Origin of the sequence: Cyanothece sp. BG0011 (assembly GCF_003013815.1) — a bacterium.
GTDB lineage: Bacteria > Cyanobacteriota > Cyanobacteriia > Cyanobacteriales > Microcystaceae > Crocosphaera.
On sequence record NZ_PRLH01000139.1, the window covers coordinates 26,347 to 43,276 of the forward strand.

The window sequence follows — 16,930 nt, forward strand, 5'->3', positions numbered from 1 at the left end:
ATCATGGAGAATTTACCGAGGAGACGGGGAATACTAAGATAAACGACCTTTTGGATATTTTTTATGAGTCAAATGATTCCCCAATGTGAACAGTTACCTACCCATGTTAATGGTTTATTAGAACTCTTACAGCAAGAACCCACATTGCGATCGCAACAGAATATTAGTGCCATTGAAGCATCCTTAAGCAAGGCAGTTTCTCCTCAGTTTGAAATTGTTTTCGCCGGGGCCTTTAGTGCCGGAAAATCTATGTTAATTAATGCGTTATTAGAACGAGAATTATTATATAGTGCCGAAGGCCATGCAACCGGGACAGAATGTCATATTTATTATGCCGAACCGCAACAAGAAAAAGTGGTTTTAACTTTCTTGAGTGAGGCAGATATCAGGGAACAAGTTAACGTCATTTGTCAAAAATTAAACATTGAGCAAGCCGCTAATATTAATAACCCCGAAGTTAAACATATTTTAACTGAAATGGGTCAAAAAATCATTGAACAAGAAGGGGGCGAAAGTAAGTCAGAAAAAGCCAAACAAGCTAAAGCTTTAATCTTGTTATTAGAGGGATTTACCAATAATCGCGATCGCATTCATACTATTAATGCTGCCACTTATTCGATGGAACAATTTAACTTTTCTAACTTGACAGAAGCGGCAAGTTATGCACGGCGCGGTAGTAATAGTTCGGTGTTGAAACGATTAGATTATTATTGTCATCATCCCCTATTAAAAGATGGTAACGTTTTAGTTGATATGCCGGGTATTGATGCACCAGTAAAAAAAGACGCTGAGGCAACTTATAACAAGATTGAACATCCCGATACTTCGGCAGTGGTTTGTGTCTTAAAACCAGCTTCTGCGGGGGATATGAGTACAGAAGAAACGGAACTTTTAGAGAAGATGCGAGACAATTTAGGCATCCGCGATCGCGTTTTTTATGTATTTAATCGTATTGATGAAACTTGGTACAATGGCCAACTGCGTCAACGTCTCGATCATTTAATTCAAACTGAGTTTCAAGATACCTCTAGGATACATAAAACCAGTGGATTATTAGGCTTTTATGGTAGTCAGGTAAAACAAACGAATAGTAGTACCCGTTTTGGACTAGATACCCTCTTTTCTGAGAGTGTTAAAAGCATGGGAGGGGAAGAAGAAACCCCCCAATTTGTTAGTGAATTTAACAATTATTGTGCGAATTCAGGTAAGTTAACTCGTACTGATTTCAAAGTATCAGTAAATGGATATGAGACCCCCAATGAAAATTATGTCCGTATTCTTAGCGAGTGGGGAAACCCTCTCATTAATCAGTTAATTGCTGACAGTGGAATTGAGGAATTTCGAGACTCTATTACCCGTTATTTAACGGAAGAAAAACGGCCTCAGCTTTTTTCAACCTTAGCAGATGATTTACAACCCTTGTGCATTGTTTTACGGAAACACTATCTAGATCAATACAGAGATTTAGAGAGTCAACCCCGTGAAATTGATGCCATGAAAGCACAAGAGTTAAATCGTCTTAATCATGAGTTACAAGAAGTGGGCATACAGTTTCGAGATCACATTGCTCATGAAGTTAATGAAATTGTGGTTAATGGAGATCATTACTTTGAAGAAGACTTCAAAAAATTAAAAGCGAGAATGGTGACTCGTTTGGATGAATTATTACAAACTTTTTCCGTTGAGAATGCCCACCGTCGCGCTGCAATGAGTCATCCCCGTAATTCTACTGTTCCTTTGATTGCCATTTTAGTCGAGGCTTTGTATTACCTAGCTAATGAGTTAGAGGATGTTTTAGTTGAGGGGGTAAAAACCTTAATTTCTTCCTTTTCTCAGCGACTACTACAGCGAGTTAAACAACGAGACTACTACGGTAAATTATACCGTTTATTAGGTAATGATGGTGGCATAGAAACCCAGTTACAAGCAGTAGAAAAAACCTTGATCGCTGCCTTGGTGAGTGAGTCTAAAGTAGAATGCGATCGCTATGTTCGAGAAAGTCCCAGATTTTATGATGAAGGGACTTTTTCTATCTATCAATTTCGTCAAACGTTACAACAAACTTCCCAAGGTTATGATTGTAGTAGCATGGTGGAAGCAGAACCCGCGATCCGTCAATTGTTAAAGTTAGATTTTGAACCCAAAGTATCAGCAACTATCCGTAAACATTTTCGTCAAACCATTAATATGACCTTAAAAAGTCAATTATTACCCATGGCAGATGAACAAGCAGATAGTATTCTCCAACAGTACGATCAAGCAAGAGACTATTTAGGGCAAACCTTAGAACAAGAAGCACAAGAAAAAATTGCTCGTAATATCCGCTTACAGGGAGAAATTAAAGAAAAAATTGCTACTTATAATAAAGCAATTTCTGGGATTAATAATTGTCTCCAAAGTATGCAAGTTTATGAGCATCAATTACCTTTAATTAATGAGGAAAGTTTACAGCCTGATGTTACTAAGTCTGATGTTGAAGTAATTAATGTTCCTGTTATCAATAATCACAAATCAGATGTTGACATTGAGGTAGTTGATCTCGTTTAGATTTTTCTAGGGTGGGGAAGACTTACCCTATTTTCTTGTACAAATTTTCAACAATTTTTTGAGGTATATTATGAGTAAGAATCAATTGCTTGAACACAATCACTATTTCGATAACGATGATGATGTTATTGCTTTTTCTGCTGATTCTCTAGTTAAATTGTCTAAGCTTAAAGAGGTAATCAATTCTTTTATTAAGAGTCGTTTATTAAAAGTTATGACTGATCATTTTCACCATATAGGAATAAGAGGTGAATTTATTAATAGTTTTGATGTTTTTAAATATGGTCAAAACTGCGAAATATTACAAGTGGGATCAAATGGCTGGAAAAAAGGAAAAATCAGACTTAAAGTAAGTTTAGAATTTATTCCCGATGAACCAGAAATTAAGGAAATAGAATCACCTTTAGATGATATTCGCCAATCGATGAATGAACCATAAATCTTTGTAAGGTGGGCAATGCCCACCCTACTAAATGTCTCAAACAAAATTGACCAAAAACTAAACAAAATTACCATGAATAATAATCCTAATACCAACAATAAAATAGTATTAGACTTGGAAAATAAACCAGATAGTGTTCTGTTATATGGAGACTCTTCTGTAAAAGTTAATATATTAATCAACAAAATGATTAGTGCTTTTTCAACAGAAGGATATAAGCATTTAATGTCACTGATTTCTCAAATCGCTAGAATACCTTCTAATGGAAGTGATTGGTTTCATAAAGGCATTTCTTGCGAACTGTTACAACCAGGAGAAAATTGGAAAAAGGGAACCGTTAAAATCAAATTACAATTAGAATTTATTCCTGATGAACCCGAACCTGAAACCAATAAGAATGATTCAGTATTAGACGATATTCGTCAATCGATAAATTAACAATAATTCTTTGTAGGGTGGGTTAAGTAACCAGTCAATTTAGGGGTTATTCTAACAACTAAATATTTACTTAACCCACCATTTCAACTATAATTATAATATGTTAAATTTACATAAAAGATACAAGTGCAATATACAAATCATGGAAAATATTACTATTCAAGTTGACCCCAAAATTGCCAAAGCTTACCGAGAAGTTGATGCAAACCAACAGCAAAGGATGGTTCATATTTGGAACCTTATTATTGATGAAATGGTAAAAAATGACAACTTTGAAGAAATTGTTCAAGAAATTCGCCAAGAAGCAAAAGAAAAAGGACTCACACCTGAAATTTTATAGGATGAGTTAACTAAGCAATAAGTTTAATAATTATTTAGATAATTCAAGATTTAACGTACTATTAAGTATTTAAGAAATTTTTCGTCCTCGAAATCAAATAACGCAAACTCGATATATTATAATCGTACTGAATTGTTGAGGTAGTATTGATGAGAGGTATTGTTAAATCTCTAGGTAACGGTAATGATGTCTATAGGGCAACCATTGGCGACGATGACATCTTTGCAGAAGGGGGTAATGACCTTGTGTATGGTGATAGGGGAAAAGACCAACTTTATGGTGGCCAAGGTAAAGATAGCCTACTGGGAGAAGAAGACGGAGACTATTTAAACGGTGGAGAAGATAGTGATATTCTCGATGGAGGGGAAGGAAATGATTGGCTTTATGGAGGAGAAGGAAACAGTACCGATTATCTATTTGGAGGAAATGGCGAAGATTTTTTAGTAGGTCATGACGGTGACGACTTTCTGTATGGGGATGACGGTTCGAGTCCTTGGTATTTTGATGATTTTGATATTGAAAACATCCCAGAAAGGGTTGAACGGTTAGATGATAACGACGAATTAATTCCAGGGTGGTACTTTGATGATCTGTTACGGGGTGGTAGAGGGAATGATTTTTTGTTTGGGGAGTTAGGAAAAGATAAACTTTATGGAGATGAGGGTGACGATTATTTAGACGGTGGTATAAGAGGAGATACCCTTTATGGCGGAACGGGCAATGATACGTTAATAGGGAATGATGGTTGGGATACGTTAATCGGAGTTGACTGGAATGCTAGTGACCCCGGAAAATACGAAATAGACATTCTTCAAGGGGATAGTCCCATCGGTTCTTTTGGGAACGAACCCGATGTATTTGTACTAGGAAAGACCAATAAATTATTTTACGATGATGATAATATTTATAGCACTGGTATTCATGATTATGCTCTAATTAGGGACTTTGATAAAACAGAAGATATCATTCAACTTACTAAATTACCAGAGTTTGAAATTGGTTCTCAACCTCATTATCGTCTGGGAAGTTCACCGCTTTCGGGGGTACAAGGGACAGCCATTTTTTATGATGATGGTATTAGTAATGGACTGCCCTCGGAGTTAATCGCAATTGTTCAATTTCAAGGTGGGCCAACCAATCTTGACTTATCGGACAGCTATTTTACCTATGTTTAAGTTAACTTACGGATGATGAAAGTCTACTCCAGTGTTATAACCTGGAGTAAACTTTCATCTCATCTCAAAAAATAATGAAGAAAACCCCTAGAATACCCATTCCAAAATCCGTTAGAGATTATGTTTTTAATAGAGATAACTATCAATGTCAAAGTTGTGGGAAAAAACAACAAGAAACCATCTTAAATATTGATCATATTATTCCTTTAGCCAAAGGAGGAAGTAATGATATGAGTAACTTACAAACTTTATGTCAAAGTTGTAATCAACAAAAAAAACATCATTTAGACCCTCGTTTTCGTCGTCATTTTACCTGAAAATTATTGTTATCAATAGCAATTTTTAAGCTATACAATCATCACTATATTAACTTAATAATGTTTCTAATTTGTGTTTTCTTATTTCCCAGTCTGGCATCATAAGGGTAAGAAATTCATAAAAATGTGGACTATGATCTTGATATTTTAGGTGACACAGTTCATGAATGATGACATAATCAATACAATTGGTAGAAGCCCGAATTAAGTCTTGATTAATAGTTTCTGAACCGTTTATCTGAGGGGTTTGAATTAAAATATAACCCCCTTTTAGCTTAACTTGCGTATCGATCGCCGCTTCAATTTTTAGGCGGTATTGTCTCCCTAAATATAAATGTGTTTCTCCACCAACATAACGACGGGAAGGGGTACGAGGAGTAAATTGACTAAAGTATTGTTGCTGTTTTATTATCCAATGGGCGCGATGTTTTACCCGTTTAGCAATGGCTTCTAATGGAGTTCCTGTAGGGGCTTTAACGGTAATTTTTTGGTCGGGATGAACGGATATATCTAGGGTTTTTCTTTGGCTAAAGCTGACTTGATAACTAATATTTTGGCTTCCATAAGTAATTACTTGTTCTATCATTTTTATTCTTTAATTTCCTAAACGACGACGGGCTAATAATAGGGTTTGTTCAATCAAATTATCCATTTCGTCAGGGGTTAATTTAATCCCTTTGCGATCGCCTAAATCATCATATAAAAAATCATCTATTTCATTCATTATTTTTTTGTGAATATCTTCGTTATTTTGCCAATCAACGATACAATAGTTATTGATAATCTCTAAAATAGCCAAGGTGGTATCTTCGCTGATTTGTTGACACCGTTGGGGATCATTTTCATGGGTGGTAATAAAGGGTTTAATGAGGCCGAAAAAGGCGATCGCATCGGGGTTGGTTAAGAAGTCTTGGGGGATATCGGTTTGATCGCGGTGTAATATTTTCTCTCGAATCTCTTGGGTTTTTTGGTAATATTCGGCTTCAGATATCCGTGAGGCGTGATAATCTGCAATAGTTTGGTTAATAAGTTCGGAAAACTCAGAATAAAAGGCGGGATCTTCTTCTAGCTTTTCGTTAATGGTTCGTTTGGTGATACTTGCAATTAAGTCTGCTTTGGATGCGTCGGTTTTTTGCTGGGCCAAAGCTGACTCAAAGGAAACGTCGTCAAATAGGTTGAAAGGGGCAACAATTTGGGTGATTTCTGAAGCATGAAGATGGGTATCGAGTAATTTGCGTATTTTTGGGTCAACATCTCGATAATCAACGGATTCTGAATACAAGAGTTTAACGGCTGCTTTGAGGTTATGAAACCGTTTTAAGTCTTTTTTATAGGTTGTGATTAAGCTAGGAGGGGTTTTATCAAGAAATTTTTGAGAAGAGAGGGCGATAGATAAGGTTTTAGAAAATATCGCTAATTTTTCATAAAAATCGTCTCTTTTTTGTTCATCCGATAAAATTCTTTTATACGCTTCTTCATCCTGTGGGTTATCAACGGTTTTGAAAATATCGAGTAAATTGGCGTAATGCTGTCCTAGTTTATCAATTTCTACGTCTATATTCTGTAATGTTCCTTTTAAGTCGTTATAATCAAAATCTTGCCAAGAACTGTAAGTTTTTAAAGCGTTTTCTATCTCTTCGAGAACTCCCTCATAGTCGATCACATAACCAAAATCTTTAACTTTCTTAGTATAATCATCGGAGTAAAGACGGTTAACACGGGCGATCGCTTGTAATAGGGTATGATCTCGTAGTTTACGGGTGAGGTAGAGGACGGTATTACGAGGGGCATCGAATCCTGTGATTAATTTATCGACAACTATCAATATTTCGGGGTTATTTCCGTATTTAAAGCTATTAATCACCTGTTCATTGTAATTTTTTTCTGAACCATAACGGGCGATCATCTGTTTCCAAAACTTGACGATGAGATCATCGGTGTCTTGGGTGGGATCATCGTTTCCTTCACGGGTGTCTGGGGGGGAAATAATGACCTCTGAGGAGACATAACCAAACTCATCGAGACATTGTTTATATTTAAGGGCCGTCCGTTTATTGGGGGCGACTAATTGGGCTTTAAACCCTGTATTTTGCCAAAATTCTCGATAATGTTCGCTAATATCGAAGGCGCGGCTATAAATAACCTGTTCCGCTTGATTTAGTTGACTGATACGGCTATATTTTCGTTTTAAGTCTGCTTTTTGTGCTTCGTTGAGTCCCTGACAATATCGTTCAAACCAAACATCGAGGGGTCTTTTATTAACCTCTTGTTCAGTATAACGACCTTCATAGACCAAGGGAACCACGGCCCCGTCTTTCACTGCTTGGTCTATAGTATATTCTGTCCCTGGTATCAGTCCCCCAAACTGACTAAAGGTATTCTTTTCCGTTTTCATCAAGGGAGTCCCCGTAAACCCCAAATAACACCCATTGGGGAAGACTTGACGCATCTTCGGATGGAAACTTTGACCATGTTGCGATCGGTGACTTTCATCCACTAGAACAAATATATTATCGGATGGGTCTTGGAAGTTACGAATATTAACAGCAGAGGCAAACTTATTAATAATAGTGGTGATAATACTGGCTTTGTTTTCTTCTATTAAGTCAATTAGATGACGGCCAGATTTGGCTTTTTTGGGGTCAAGTCCACAGTTAGCAAAAGTATCTTTTAATTGAGTGTCTAAGGCTTCTCTATCGGTTACTAATATAATACGAGGGTTGATAATTTCGGGGTCTAATGCCAATGCTTTGGCCATCATCACCATTGTCAATGATTTTCCTGATCCTTGAGTTTGCCAAATAACGCCCCCTTTTCTTTTGCCATTTTCATCATATTCTTTAATGTATTTTAAGAGATTCTTAACAGTAAAATATTGCTGATAACGGGCAATTTTGCGGATACCTTGATCAAAAAGGGTAAATTGATAAATGAGTTCTAATAATCTTTGACGATAACAGAGACTATATAGGGTTAAGTCTTGGGTGGTAACTAATCTTTTGCCTTGGCTTTCCAGTTGCTCAAAATAGTCTTGACATTCGCTAAAACAGGGGGTTTCTTTAAATAGTTTATGTTTATTTTCTGGGGTTAGGGGTGTATTAATGATCGGTTCAATTTCTGATTCTTGAAATATTTTCTCTTGCCACACTGACCAAAATTTTAACTGTGTTCCTGTGGTGGCATATTTAACAGTATTTTTATTCGTAGCAATGAGTAATTGACTATAGATAAATAGTTTGGGGATATAATCATCAGTTTGGTTACGAATCATCTGGGAAATGCCCTCTTTAACTTCTATTTTTGGGGCTTTACATTCAATAACCACTAAGGGAATACCATTAACAAAGAGAACAATATCAGGGCGGATAGTTTCGTTAAAAGATGTCCTTTCTACGGTGTACTCTGCGGTGACATGAAACTGATTATTTTCCCAGTTTTTCCAGTCAATATAATTTAGGGTATAGCTTTTACTATTCCCGTCTATGGTTTGTTTTAAACTGGTTCCCAAGGTAATTAAATCATAAATTTCTTGGTTGTTGCTGAGTAGGTTATTATAGGGTACATTTTTTATTTTTTCGAGTCCAGATTTTATATTGTCTTCACTAAATAGATAGTCTTTCCCTTTGTAGTTAATACGATTAATTTCTTTTAGTTTTTTGGTTAAAATATGCTCTAAAATAACGTTACTTGTCTTATTATCTCGTTCTTCTAATGCTTGACGTGGGGGTAGATATTCATACCCCATTTGGATGAATAATTGTAAGGCAGGTATTTGGGAACTATGTTTTTCGTCTGTGTTAAATTTCATTGTCTTAACCAGTTAAAATTATTAACCTAGGGTGGACTTCCGTAAGCGTCAGCCGAACGGTTAGACGGCTATAATTTAGGGTATAACAAGAATATCATTATCCGTCGTAACCCACCAACATCTAGTTTTTTGGTGCATTACGCTACGCTAATACACCCTACAATTCTAACAATATACTGTGGTCAAACATAACATATCAGGACATAATAGTATTATGTCCCTACAAATATATCCCCGTAGGGGTTTAACACTGTTAAACCCTCTTCTTTCGGAAGTTCAGAAATTTTTTTTAATGCTGTTTCTAGTAGGTTAGTCATCTTTAACTCTCCATTCTCCTGTTAATAGTTTCTGCATTAATCCTCTTTTTTGTTTTTGTAAATGATCAATTTTTTCTTGTAATTTATATATTTCTTGATCGCAAGTAGATAGAAGATTACTGATATAAGTTTGTTCATCAAGTAAAATATTAGGAATTTTAATTTTAGATACAATAGTAGTGTTAAGATTTTTTTGTGTTCCTGGTTGTCCTTTACCTGCTAATTTTTCTGAAATATAATCAATAAAATGATAAATAAATAGTTTATTAATATTGTTATTACGAGGTCTAATTACAACAAAACCATCATGAATACAAGCTTTTATCCCGACAATTCTAGGAACTCCAATGGTAGCACATATAGACATAATTAAATCATTAGGGTTAACTTTTACGCTTTTACTTTCACCTAATTCTGATAAATATTGAGTTGTTTTTTTTAAATAAGTTTTTGATGCTGTTACATCTGAAATTCTGATCCATCCTCTTCCAGTTTTGGCGAAATATTTAGAATCTTTTATAGGTCTAGGAGATGCACCACGTCTAATATCTGCTATTTCTCCTAGTTTGATTAAATCCCATTTTTCAGATTTAAAAATATCTAATCTTAACTTTCCTTCTAATAGTTTCTGCATCAAACCCCGTTTAAGTTTCTGTTTCGCTTTAATCAGGGAATTTGTAACTGCGATCGCCTCATCCCATGTTGACAGTATTTCCGCTATTTTTTGCTGTTCTTTTAGGGGGGGAAGAGAAACATAAACATTTTGCAATATTTGAGTATTCAATGATGGCATTGTACCACCAACAGCGAGACTTCTGATCCTATGTTTAAAATATTCTTGATGAAAAAAGTAATTAAGAAATGGATAATATACGTTGCTTTTATTAGGTCTAACTCTTAATAAGCGACCTGAAAATAACCAGTTATTTTCGTGCTTTGAAATTATAGAACTTCTATCTACAGAACCCACACGACTAAAAACAATATCACCCTCTTGTAATAAATAGGAAGATAAGCGTTCTTTATCTTCATCAGATACAAAAGGAAGATTTTGATAGGTAATTCCTTGTTCTGAAAGATGTTCAACAGTTATGATAGGAGTCCCACTATCTTTATAGTCACTGTGATGTAGAAGACTACCAAACGGTCCAGTTTTGATAGATGCAATTTCTTTTAATTTTAAATGTTTCCAATCATTTTTTACCATTAAAATTCCACAGAAACAATTAAAATTGGACGACGATACCCTGTTCACTTCCTATCGGTTGAGGTAAATTTGCCCACCAGATTTCTCCTCTATACATTACCATTCTTCTGAACCAATAGAATAAAATTGCATAGCTGCGACTGTTTCATCTAACCCACTTTCCTGATGAGAATACACCTCATTTAACGCATCTGTTACAGTTTTTGAAGGATAAGACTGAAGAAAATTACTAATCGCTTGTGTATAAAGTTCGCTGCGACTAATACCAAGTTTTTGCGCTAATTCTTCCGCCTTATTAAACACCTCATCAGGAATAGAAATTGCTGTTTTCATATTGTTCTCCTAGACTCTATTTTTTATTTTAAAGCAAGGTGGGCATTGCATCGGCCTACACCCCATCTTACAATCATCCCATCCGTAGGGGCGAACGGCCGTTCGCCCCTACAAAACCCCTAATTCCTTGAGATAATCCCTCATTTTACCCCTTACTTCCCCTAACTGATCCTCCAAACTCTCAATTTCTCTCTGTACCTTCTTTAAATCAATTTCTTCCTCCTCCTCAAAGGTATCTACATAACGAGGAATATTCAAATTAAAGTCATTTTCCTCGATCTCCTCAAACGTCGCTACATGGGCATATTTATCCACATCTTGCCAGTTTAGATAAGTTTCGACGATTTTCTCCACATGACTATCTAATAATAAGTTTTGATTTTTCCCACTCTGAAATTCGCTACTAGCATCAATAAACATCACCTCCTGGCAACCTTCCCTAACCCCTCCCTCCTCACGGGAACGGTCAAAAACAAGCACAGCAACGGGAATTGAGGTACTAGGAAACAAATTCGGCGGTAAACCTATCACAGCATCTAATAGATTCTCCTCAATCAGTTTTTTGCGGATTCTCCCCTCACTAGATCCCCGAAATAACACCCCATGAGGGGCAATAACCACCACTCGGCCCTCTTTCGGCAATGCAACCTCGATCATATGGGTAATAAAACCATAGTCTCCCTTAGTTTTTGGGGGAATACCACGCCAAAATCGGTTAAAAACATCATTTTTCGCCTCTTCTGCCCCCCACTTATCCAAAGAAAAAGGAGGGTTAGCTACAACCACATCAAATTTAAGTAAATTAGTGGGATTATCCGTCAAAGTTGGACTATTTAGGGTGTCACACCAGTCTATTCTCGCCCCATCTTGCCCATGCAGAAACATATTCATCCTAGCTAATGCCCAGGTACTGCCATTTACCTCTTGGCCAAACAAAGCATAATTATGATCCGGTATTTCATCGGCTACCTTAATTAATAGAGAACCGGAACCACAGGCCGGATCACAAATTCTGTCACCAGACTCTGCTTTTGCTAATTTTGCCACTAATTTCGAGATTTGTGCTGGTGTGAAGAACTCTCCCGCCTTTTTACCTGCCCCTGTTGCGAATCGCTCAATCAGATAAATATAAGCATTGCCGATAATATCCTCATCTACCCGTGAGGGACGTAAATCTAACTTACTATTATTGAAATCTTCCAGTAAATTCTTTAATCTTCGGTTCCTATCTTTCGTTTTTCCTAGATTTGCTTCTGAATTAAAGTCAATATTACGAAATACACCATTTAACTTTGATTTATTATTGGGATGTTCTTCGATCGCTTCTAACGCTATATTAATCAACTCTCCAATATTATCGGCATTGCGTTGGTTATAAAGATCGTAAAAACTCGCTCCTTCTGGCAAAACAAAGCGTTCTCGCTCCATTCGTCGCAAAATTCGCTCTTTATTGTCCCCATACTCTTCTTGATACCGTTGATAATGGTCTTGCCAAATATCGCTAATATATTTAAGGAACAGCATCACCAAAATATAATTTTTGTATTCAGAGGGATCAACGATTCCCCGAAAGGTATCGCAAGCATTCCAACAAATACTATTGATTTCTTCTTGTTTTACTTTTTTTTGTGTAATTTCCATTTAATTTATCTCTCCTTGTGCAATTTTCCACAATAACTTATCGGTTAATTTTTGTTTTTTGTGAGCCATATCTTGGATAATTTGTTGTTCTTTAAGGTTTAATTCCTGTATTTCTAAAATTAACTGTTGTTTACTCAACGGGGGTAAGGTTATATTCAATTTACCTAAGTCTTCCTTACTAATCATCAGTAGACTGGTTCCCTTAGCAAACCGACTAATTTCGTACTGAGTACGAGGATGGTTAAGATACCAAGTTAAATAAGCAGGGTTAACTAGGGTTGAGTGGGGACGAATGACGGTTAAAGGAGTCGCAGAGATAACCCCATCGGGAGGGTTAGAAACCATAGCAACTTTATTAGTAACACCTCGTGAACAAAACAAAATATCATTATGCTTGAGTAAATGACGATTATCTAAGTTATTTATCTCCACTGTTTCTAAATTATGCCAATTAATGACGTTATTTTCATCAATATCACTCATATAAATAACTTTGATCTCCCTCTGACTGTTGGCTTTTTCCTGAGACTTTAGAGGATAACCAGTTTTAATCGTTGCAATCTCTTTTAATCGCTTACTTTCATAAGATTTACTCTCATTTTCTTCGTCTTTTTTCTGCTTATTCATTATGATTATCTATTTTAAATCCCTCTTGTTAAAATTAACTTAATAAGGTGGGCAATGCCCACCCTACGATAAATTACAGCATAATCACCTTATTTACAGCCATTCAGCCGTTCCTGTTGCCATATCCTCCATTTTATGGGAACAAACATGGGCAACCGGACACCATTGACATTCCCGATAACTGGGAGTAGGTAAGGGAATTGTGGTAGATTTCAGCATTTTGACTAAGTTTCTCGCTCTTGCTCTGAATTCCTCCGTAATTTCTTCAGGGAAAATCACAACAGGGGAATAATTGTCATAAATGACTTTTCCTAGAGGAATTTTAGTGATTCCATGCAGTTTTACCGATACTATCAAAGCCATATAGAGTTTTACTTGTTCTTGGTCACAAGCCCTCGGTTTTCCTGTTTTATTGTCAATGATGATCACGTCATCCCCTTTGATAGCGATAATATCAGGGGTTCCTGAGATGACAGCATTGCCACTATTAACCCAAAAACTGTTAGCGTTTTCGATATGAACTTGATAACCTTGAGAAATCAAGAGTTTAACTGTTCTTTCGATGGCTGCTTGATGTTTACTCTTGTAAGCTAAGAGATCAAAATCTCTATCTGTTTTCGGAATTTTATAATTAGCTTGCAGATGCAAAGAATAGTCACAATGTCTATCTCCAGCTAATGCTTTGGCTAACCAACTGGGATGAATGAAGGTTTTCCCTCGATGGGAAAGCTTTTTTTCAGGTCGATTGTTTGTCATAATTAAGGTAAGAATTGTAATTGAGTCCCATTAGAGGACTTTTTTTGTCTGCGTGTTGCAAATTGTAATTGAGTTACTCTCGTAATTCTATACAAGTCCCCCTTTAATGTCAAGATTTTTCTTTGTAATCGGGTTACAAACTTAGAAATCATTTTACTCCTACTCTTTTATCGAAATTGTCAACAGTACAAATTCTTGCCAAACTTCCCACACTCCCCACCCTCAACTACACCGTTGATATCGCATTCCTGGCAACTGAGTAATTAAACCTTCTAACTCTAGTTGTAATAACCCTCCTGAGACTTGGGCAGTGGGTAAACCAGCTTTTTCTACAATGACATCAAACGGGGTTGCTTCCGTCGAAATCGCTTGAAATATCTTTAATAACTCAGGGTCTAACTTCGGTAAAGATTCCTTTTTTTCAACCTCAAATAATGATAATTGTTGAGGCTGTTGATCTAATGCAGGAATAGCCCCTAACATTTCTAATAACTCATCCTCAGTAACGATCATTTCTGCCCCTTGATGAATGAGTCGTAAACAGCCTCTGGCTTGGGCAACTTCTGGAGAGTTAGGCAAGGTATAAACATCTCTGCAAAACTCGTTAGCGTATTTGGCTGTAATTAACGCCCCCGACTTCTCCGGCGCTTCCATCACCAAAATGGCCCGACTCAACCCGGCGATAATGCGATTTCTCGCAGGAAAATGACGACGATCGCCTGGAGTCCCGGCTGGATATTCACTAATAATTAAACCCCGTTTTTGTAAGTCTCGATGCAACTGTCGGTGATGCGTGGGATAAACCCGATCCACCCCCGTTCCCAACACGGCGATGGTCCTGCCGCCGGCTTCTAAACAAGCTTGATGGGCAACCCCATCGATCCCGGCCGCCATTCCTGAAACCACCGTAAACCCATGTTTAACTAATGCGATCGCAATGTTACGAGTCCAACGACGACCATGATCCGTAGGGTAACGAGTCCCCACAATACCCACTAACGGCCTATGTCCTTGATTTTCCAATAAATTTACCTGTCCCTGATAATAAAGTAGAGGGGGAGGGCTAGGAATTTCTAATAATAAACGGGGATAATTATCTTGGTTGGGAGTCCAAAATTGAGGATTTTTTGCTAGATGTTTCTTAAGTAATTCTAAAGGGTTAATCTGCCCTCGCTGTTGTTTAATGGTATTGAGTAATTTTGCTCCGATTCCTTCTACTTGCCCTAACTCAGTGGCAGACGCATTCCAAGCCGTTTCTAAGCTGCCAAACTGTTGCCATACCCGTTTTAATAGGATTGGCCCAACTCCCGGTATTTTCGACCAAGCTAACCAATAAGCTGACTCGTTTTGCAAGGGTTTCTCCTGACAATTTACTTTTAGGATTTAATATCATTAAACCCATAGCTATTATTTCCAAAAATTCAAGATTCTAAGACGCTAGTTTATGACTTACATAGCGATTTAAACTGACATTTTCTTCTGCTGCTTCTATAGCTAGTTTACGGTGAAGTTCCGGGGTGATACGTACCTGAAATTTTCCACTATAGCTTTTTTCGGCAATGGGTTCTGGAACTTTTTCCCCATTCGCTTCCATGTCCGCTACAATTTCTTTTACTAAGTTTGTAATCCCTTCAAGGGCAGCATAACGATCTTCATGAAGATAGGATAAGCTAGGATATTCAACACATAGTCCTACGAATTCTTCGTCTTCAACTGACCAAGTAACTCTATAGCAATAGTGATTATGGTTAACCATCTTTCATTCCCTCGATTTTTTCAATAGCAGCTAAAACTTGCTTGACTTGATAAGGTTTGCCTTTTCCGTTTTTTTCTTGAATGTTGACACGGGGATCTCCAGGCCAGGGTGTTTTATAGATACAGTGACTTGTTCCTTGCTGTCTGGGTTCTCCAAAATAATGATTACAAACCTTGACTAAATCGGTAAATTTGACATTCTTTGGATTATTCCTTAAGCGTTCAACAAGTTTGTTGATTTGTGCCATACCCTTTTTTCTAATTTTAGTATCACTATTGATACTATGTCAACCTTTTTAGTTTTTACATAATTAGAATTAAGCTCAAAAGCTAAACTGAATAATAACGAGTTATAATTTTTCGATAAGCTAATGATAACAACGACTGCCCCAAAAATTTTAGCCCTCGATTTTGATGGAGTCATTTGTAACGGTTTAAAGGAATATTTTCAGACCACCCTCAGAACCTATCAAAAAATATGGTCAGATCATTCTCAAAACAATTTACAAACTTGGGCAGATTCTTTTTATCAGTTACGTCCCGTCATTGAAACCGGTTGGGAAATGCCTATTTTATTAAGAGCATTAGTATTAGAATATGACAAAGACAATATAGAAAGTAATTGGCATCAGATTTGTTCTGAAATTGTTGAAAAAGAAAACTTAAATAAACAACAAGTCATGTCAGAATTGGATGGGGTTAGAGATCATTGGATTAAAAGTGATTTAGATAACTGGTTAGCCTTACATGAATTTTATCCAGGGGTATTAGAAAAATTAGGTCAACTGTTAGACTCTTCTCCCCTTTTATATATTGTTACAACCAAAGAAGGAAGATTTGTTAAACAACTGCTAAAACAGCAAAATTTATCTTTTCCTGAAGGGCATATTTTTGGCAAGGAAGTTAAACAACCCAAGTATGAAACCTTACGACAAATTTTAAAAGATAATCAAGAAAGTCCTAATAATTTATGGTTTATTGAAGACTTATTGAAAACTTTAAAAACTGTACAAACCCAATCCGATTTAAGGGAAGTTAAATTATTTTTAGCTGACTGGGGTTATAATACCTCAAAAACCCATGAAATAGTCAAGGAAGATAATACTATTTCTTTACTTTCTTTAGAGAAATTTTCTCAAGATTTTTCTCAGTGGATTCATTTTTAGTTTCATAATTAGAACTATAAATAGTCTGTTAACTAACTAATAATAGGTGATTATATCCTCT

17 protein-coding genes and 1 pseudogene are annotated in these 16,930 nt (G+C 36.5%); 7 read left to right on the forward strand and 11 right to left on the reverse strand.

Annotated features, from left to right (window positions below; all coding sequences use genetic code 11):
- Nucleotides 1-63: 63 nt before the first annotated feature.
- The 6 genes from C4E06_RS17375 to C4E06_RS17400 all read left to right on the forward strand — a co-directional run bounded on the left by C4E06_RS17375 (nucleotide 64) and on the right by C4E06_RS17400 (nucleotide 5,259).
- Nucleotides 64-2,547, forward strand: coding sequence for a dynamin-like GTPase family protein (locus C4E06_RS17375; protein ID WP_107669194.1), 2,484 nt, complete (start codon nucleotides 64-66; stop codon nucleotides 2,545-2,547).
- A gap of 70 nt (nucleotides 2,548-2,617) precedes the next feature.
- A complete protein-coding gene (locus C4E06_RS17380) occupies nucleotides 2,618-2,986 on the forward strand; it encodes a KGK domain-containing protein (protein ID WP_107669195.1) in 369 nt (122 codons plus the stop codon).
- A 75-nt stretch (nucleotides 2,987-3,061) separates the two neighbouring features.
- Nucleotides 3,062-3,427 (forward strand): KGK domain-containing protein, encoded by a 366-nt coding sequence (locus C4E06_RS17385; RefSeq protein WP_107669230.1) that lies wholly within the window; start codon nucleotides 3,062-3,064, stop codon nucleotides 3,425-3,427.
- A gap of 142 nt (nucleotides 3,428-3,569) precedes the next feature.
- Nucleotides 3,570-3,767, forward strand: a complete 198-nt coding sequence (locus C4E06_RS17390; RefSeq protein WP_107669196.1) for a hypothetical protein — start codon at nucleotides 3,570-3,572, stop codon at nucleotides 3,765-3,767.
- 149 nt (nucleotides 3,768-3,916) lie between these two features.
- Nucleotides 3,917-4,942, forward strand: a complete 1,026-nt coding sequence (locus C4E06_RS17395) for a calcium-binding protein (protein WP_107669197.1) — start codon at nucleotides 3,917-3,919, stop codon at nucleotides 4,940-4,942.
- Nucleotides 4,943-5,016: 74 nt separating this feature from the next.
- Complete coding sequence (locus C4E06_RS17400) at nucleotides 5,017-5,259, forward strand: HNH endonuclease (protein ID WP_198648780.1); 243 nt, start codon at nucleotides 5,017-5,019, stop codon at nucleotides 5,257-5,259.
- Nucleotides 5,260-5,308: 49 nt separating this feature from the next.
- Here C4E06_RS17400 and C4E06_RS17405 read toward each other — a convergent pair whose 3' ends face one another.
- The 11 genes and pseudogenes from C4E06_RS17405 to C4E06_RS17455 form a co-directional block, all read right to left on the reverse strand.
- Nucleotides 5,309-5,845, reverse strand: a complete 537-nt coding sequence (locus C4E06_RS17405) for a M48 family metallopeptidase (RefSeq protein ID WP_107669199.1) — start codon at nucleotides 5,843-5,845, stop codon at nucleotides 5,309-5,311.
- Between the two features lie 9 nt (nucleotides 5,846-5,854).
- The gene (locus tag C4E06_RS17410; RefSeq protein ID WP_107669200.1) at nucleotides 5,855-9,067 is read right to left on the reverse strand and encodes a type I restriction endonuclease subunit R; all 3,213 of its coding nucleotides are present in this window, start codon (nucleotides 9,065-9,067) and stop codon (nucleotides 5,855-5,857) included.
- Between the two features lie 309 nt (nucleotides 9,068-9,376).
- On the reverse strand, nucleotides 9,377-10,591 hold the full coding sequence (locus C4E06_RS17415) for a restriction endonuclease subunit S (RefSeq protein ID WP_107669201.1): 1,215 nt from the start codon (nucleotides 10,589-10,591) through the stop codon (nucleotides 9,377-9,379).
- A 14-nt stretch (nucleotides 10,592-10,605) separates the two neighbouring features.
- A pseudogene (locus tag C4E06_RS29615) lies at nucleotides 10,606-10,688 on the reverse strand (type II toxin-antitoxin system PemK/MazF family toxin); the annotation flags it as partial.
- Nucleotides 10,688-10,924, reverse strand: coding sequence for a CopG family ribbon-helix-helix protein (locus C4E06_RS17425; protein WP_107669202.1), 237 nt, complete (start codon nucleotides 10,922-10,924; stop codon nucleotides 10,688-10,690). The pseudogene C4E06_RS29615 and the gene C4E06_RS17425, both read right to left, overlap by 1 nt.
- A gap of 108 nt (nucleotides 10,925-11,032) precedes the next feature.
- On the reverse strand, nucleotides 11,033-12,565 hold the full coding sequence (locus C4E06_RS17430) for a type I restriction-modification system subunit M (RefSeq protein ID WP_107669203.1): 1,533 nt from the start codon (nucleotides 12,563-12,565) through the stop codon (nucleotides 11,033-11,035).
- Entirely contained in the window at nucleotides 12,566-13,192 is a 627-nt protein-coding gene (locus tag C4E06_RS17435) for a restriction endonuclease subunit S (protein WP_107669204.1), read from the reverse strand.
- A gap of 93 nt (nucleotides 13,193-13,285) precedes the next feature.
- Nucleotides 13,286-13,948, reverse strand: a complete 663-nt coding sequence (locus C4E06_RS17440; RefSeq protein WP_107669205.1) for a PD-(D/E)XK nuclease family protein — start codon at nucleotides 13,946-13,948, stop codon at nucleotides 13,286-13,288.
- Between the two features lie 222 nt (nucleotides 13,949-14,170).
- On the reverse strand, nucleotides 14,171-15,301 hold the full coding sequence (dprA, locus tag C4E06_RS17445) for a DNA-processing protein DprA (protein ID WP_107669206.1): 1,131 nt from the start codon (nucleotides 15,299-15,301) through the stop codon (nucleotides 14,171-14,173).
- A gap of 76 nt (nucleotides 15,302-15,377) precedes the next feature.
- Complete coding sequence (locus tag C4E06_RS17450) at nucleotides 15,378-15,704, reverse strand: type II toxin-antitoxin system HicB family antitoxin (RefSeq protein ID WP_107669207.1); 327 nt, start codon at nucleotides 15,702-15,704, stop codon at nucleotides 15,378-15,380.
- Nucleotides 15,697-15,951 (reverse strand): toxin HicA, encoded by a 255-nt coding sequence (locus C4E06_RS17455; protein WP_107669208.1) that lies wholly within the window; start codon nucleotides 15,949-15,951, stop codon nucleotides 15,697-15,699. The genes C4E06_RS17450 and C4E06_RS17455 overlap by 8 nt, the downstream gene beginning before the upstream one ends.
- Before the next feature lie 123 nt (nucleotides 15,952-16,074).
- Here C4E06_RS17455 and C4E06_RS17460 point away from each other — a divergent pair, with 123 nt between their 5' ends.
- On the forward strand, nucleotides 16,075-16,869 hold the full coding sequence (locus C4E06_RS17460) for an HAD family hydrolase (protein ID WP_107669209.1): 795 nt from the start codon (nucleotides 16,075-16,077) through the stop codon (nucleotides 16,867-16,869).
- Nucleotides 16,870-16,930: the final 61 nt, after the last annotated feature.

Bases quoted from the DNA above. Each gene is read 5' to 3' on its own strand.
- C4E06_RS17375 (WP_107669194.1), top strand. From the start codon at position 64: ATGAGTCAAATGATTCCCCAATGTGAACAGTTACCTACCCATGTTAAT.
- C4E06_RS17380 (WP_107669195.1), top strand. From the start codon at position 2,618: ATGAGTAAGAATCAATTGCTTGAACACAATCACTATTTCGATAACGAT.
- C4E06_RS17385 (WP_107669230.1), top strand. From the start codon at position 3,062: ATGAATAATAATCCTAATACCAACAATAAAATAGTATTAGACTTGGAA.
- C4E06_RS17390 (WP_107669196.1), top strand. From the start codon at position 3,570: ATGGAAAATATTACTATTCAAGTTGACCCCAAAATTGCCAAAGCTTAC.
- C4E06_RS17395 (WP_107669197.1), top strand. From the start codon at position 3,917: ATGAGAGGTATTGTTAAATCTCTAGGTAACGGTAATGATGTCTATAGG.
- C4E06_RS17400 (WP_198648780.1), top strand. From the start codon at position 5,017: ATGAAGAAAACCCCTAGAATACCCATTCCAAAATCCGTTAGAGATTAT.
- C4E06_RS17405 (WP_107669199.1), bottom strand. From the start codon at position 5,845: ATGATAGAACAAGTAATTACTTATGGAAGCCAAAATATTAGTTATCAA.
- C4E06_RS17410 (WP_107669200.1), bottom strand. From the start codon at position 9,067: ATGAAATTTAACACAGACGAAAAACATAGTTCCCAAATACCTGCCTTA.
- C4E06_RS17415 (WP_107669201.1), bottom strand. From the start codon at position 10,591: ATGGTAAAAAATGATTGGAAACATTTAAAATTAAAAGAAATTGCATCT.
- C4E06_RS17425 (WP_107669202.1), bottom strand. From the start codon at position 10,924: ATGAAAACAGCAATTTCTATTCCTGATGAGGTGTTTAATAAGGCGGAA.
- C4E06_RS17430 (WP_107669203.1), bottom strand. From the start codon at position 12,565: ATGGAAATTACACAAAAAAAAGTAAAACAAGAAGAAATCAATAGTATT.
- C4E06_RS17435 (WP_107669204.1), bottom strand. From the start codon at position 13,192: ATGAATAAGCAGAAAAAAGACGAAGAAAATGAGAGTAAATCTTATGAA.
- C4E06_RS17440 (WP_107669205.1), bottom strand. From the start codon at position 13,948: ATGACAAACAATCGACCTGAAAAAAAGCTTTCCCATCGAGGGAAAACC.
- C4E06_RS17450 (WP_107669207.1), bottom strand. From the start codon at position 15,704: ATGGTTAACCATAATCACTATTGCTATAGAGTTACTTGGTCAGTTGAA.
- C4E06_RS17455 (WP_107669208.1), bottom strand. From the start codon at position 15,951: ATGGCACAAATCAACAAACTTGTTGAACGCTTAAGGAATAATCCAAAG.
- C4E06_RS17460 (WP_107669209.1), top strand. From the start codon at position 16,075: ATGATAACAACGACTGCCCCAAAAATTTTAGCCCTCGATTTTGATGGA.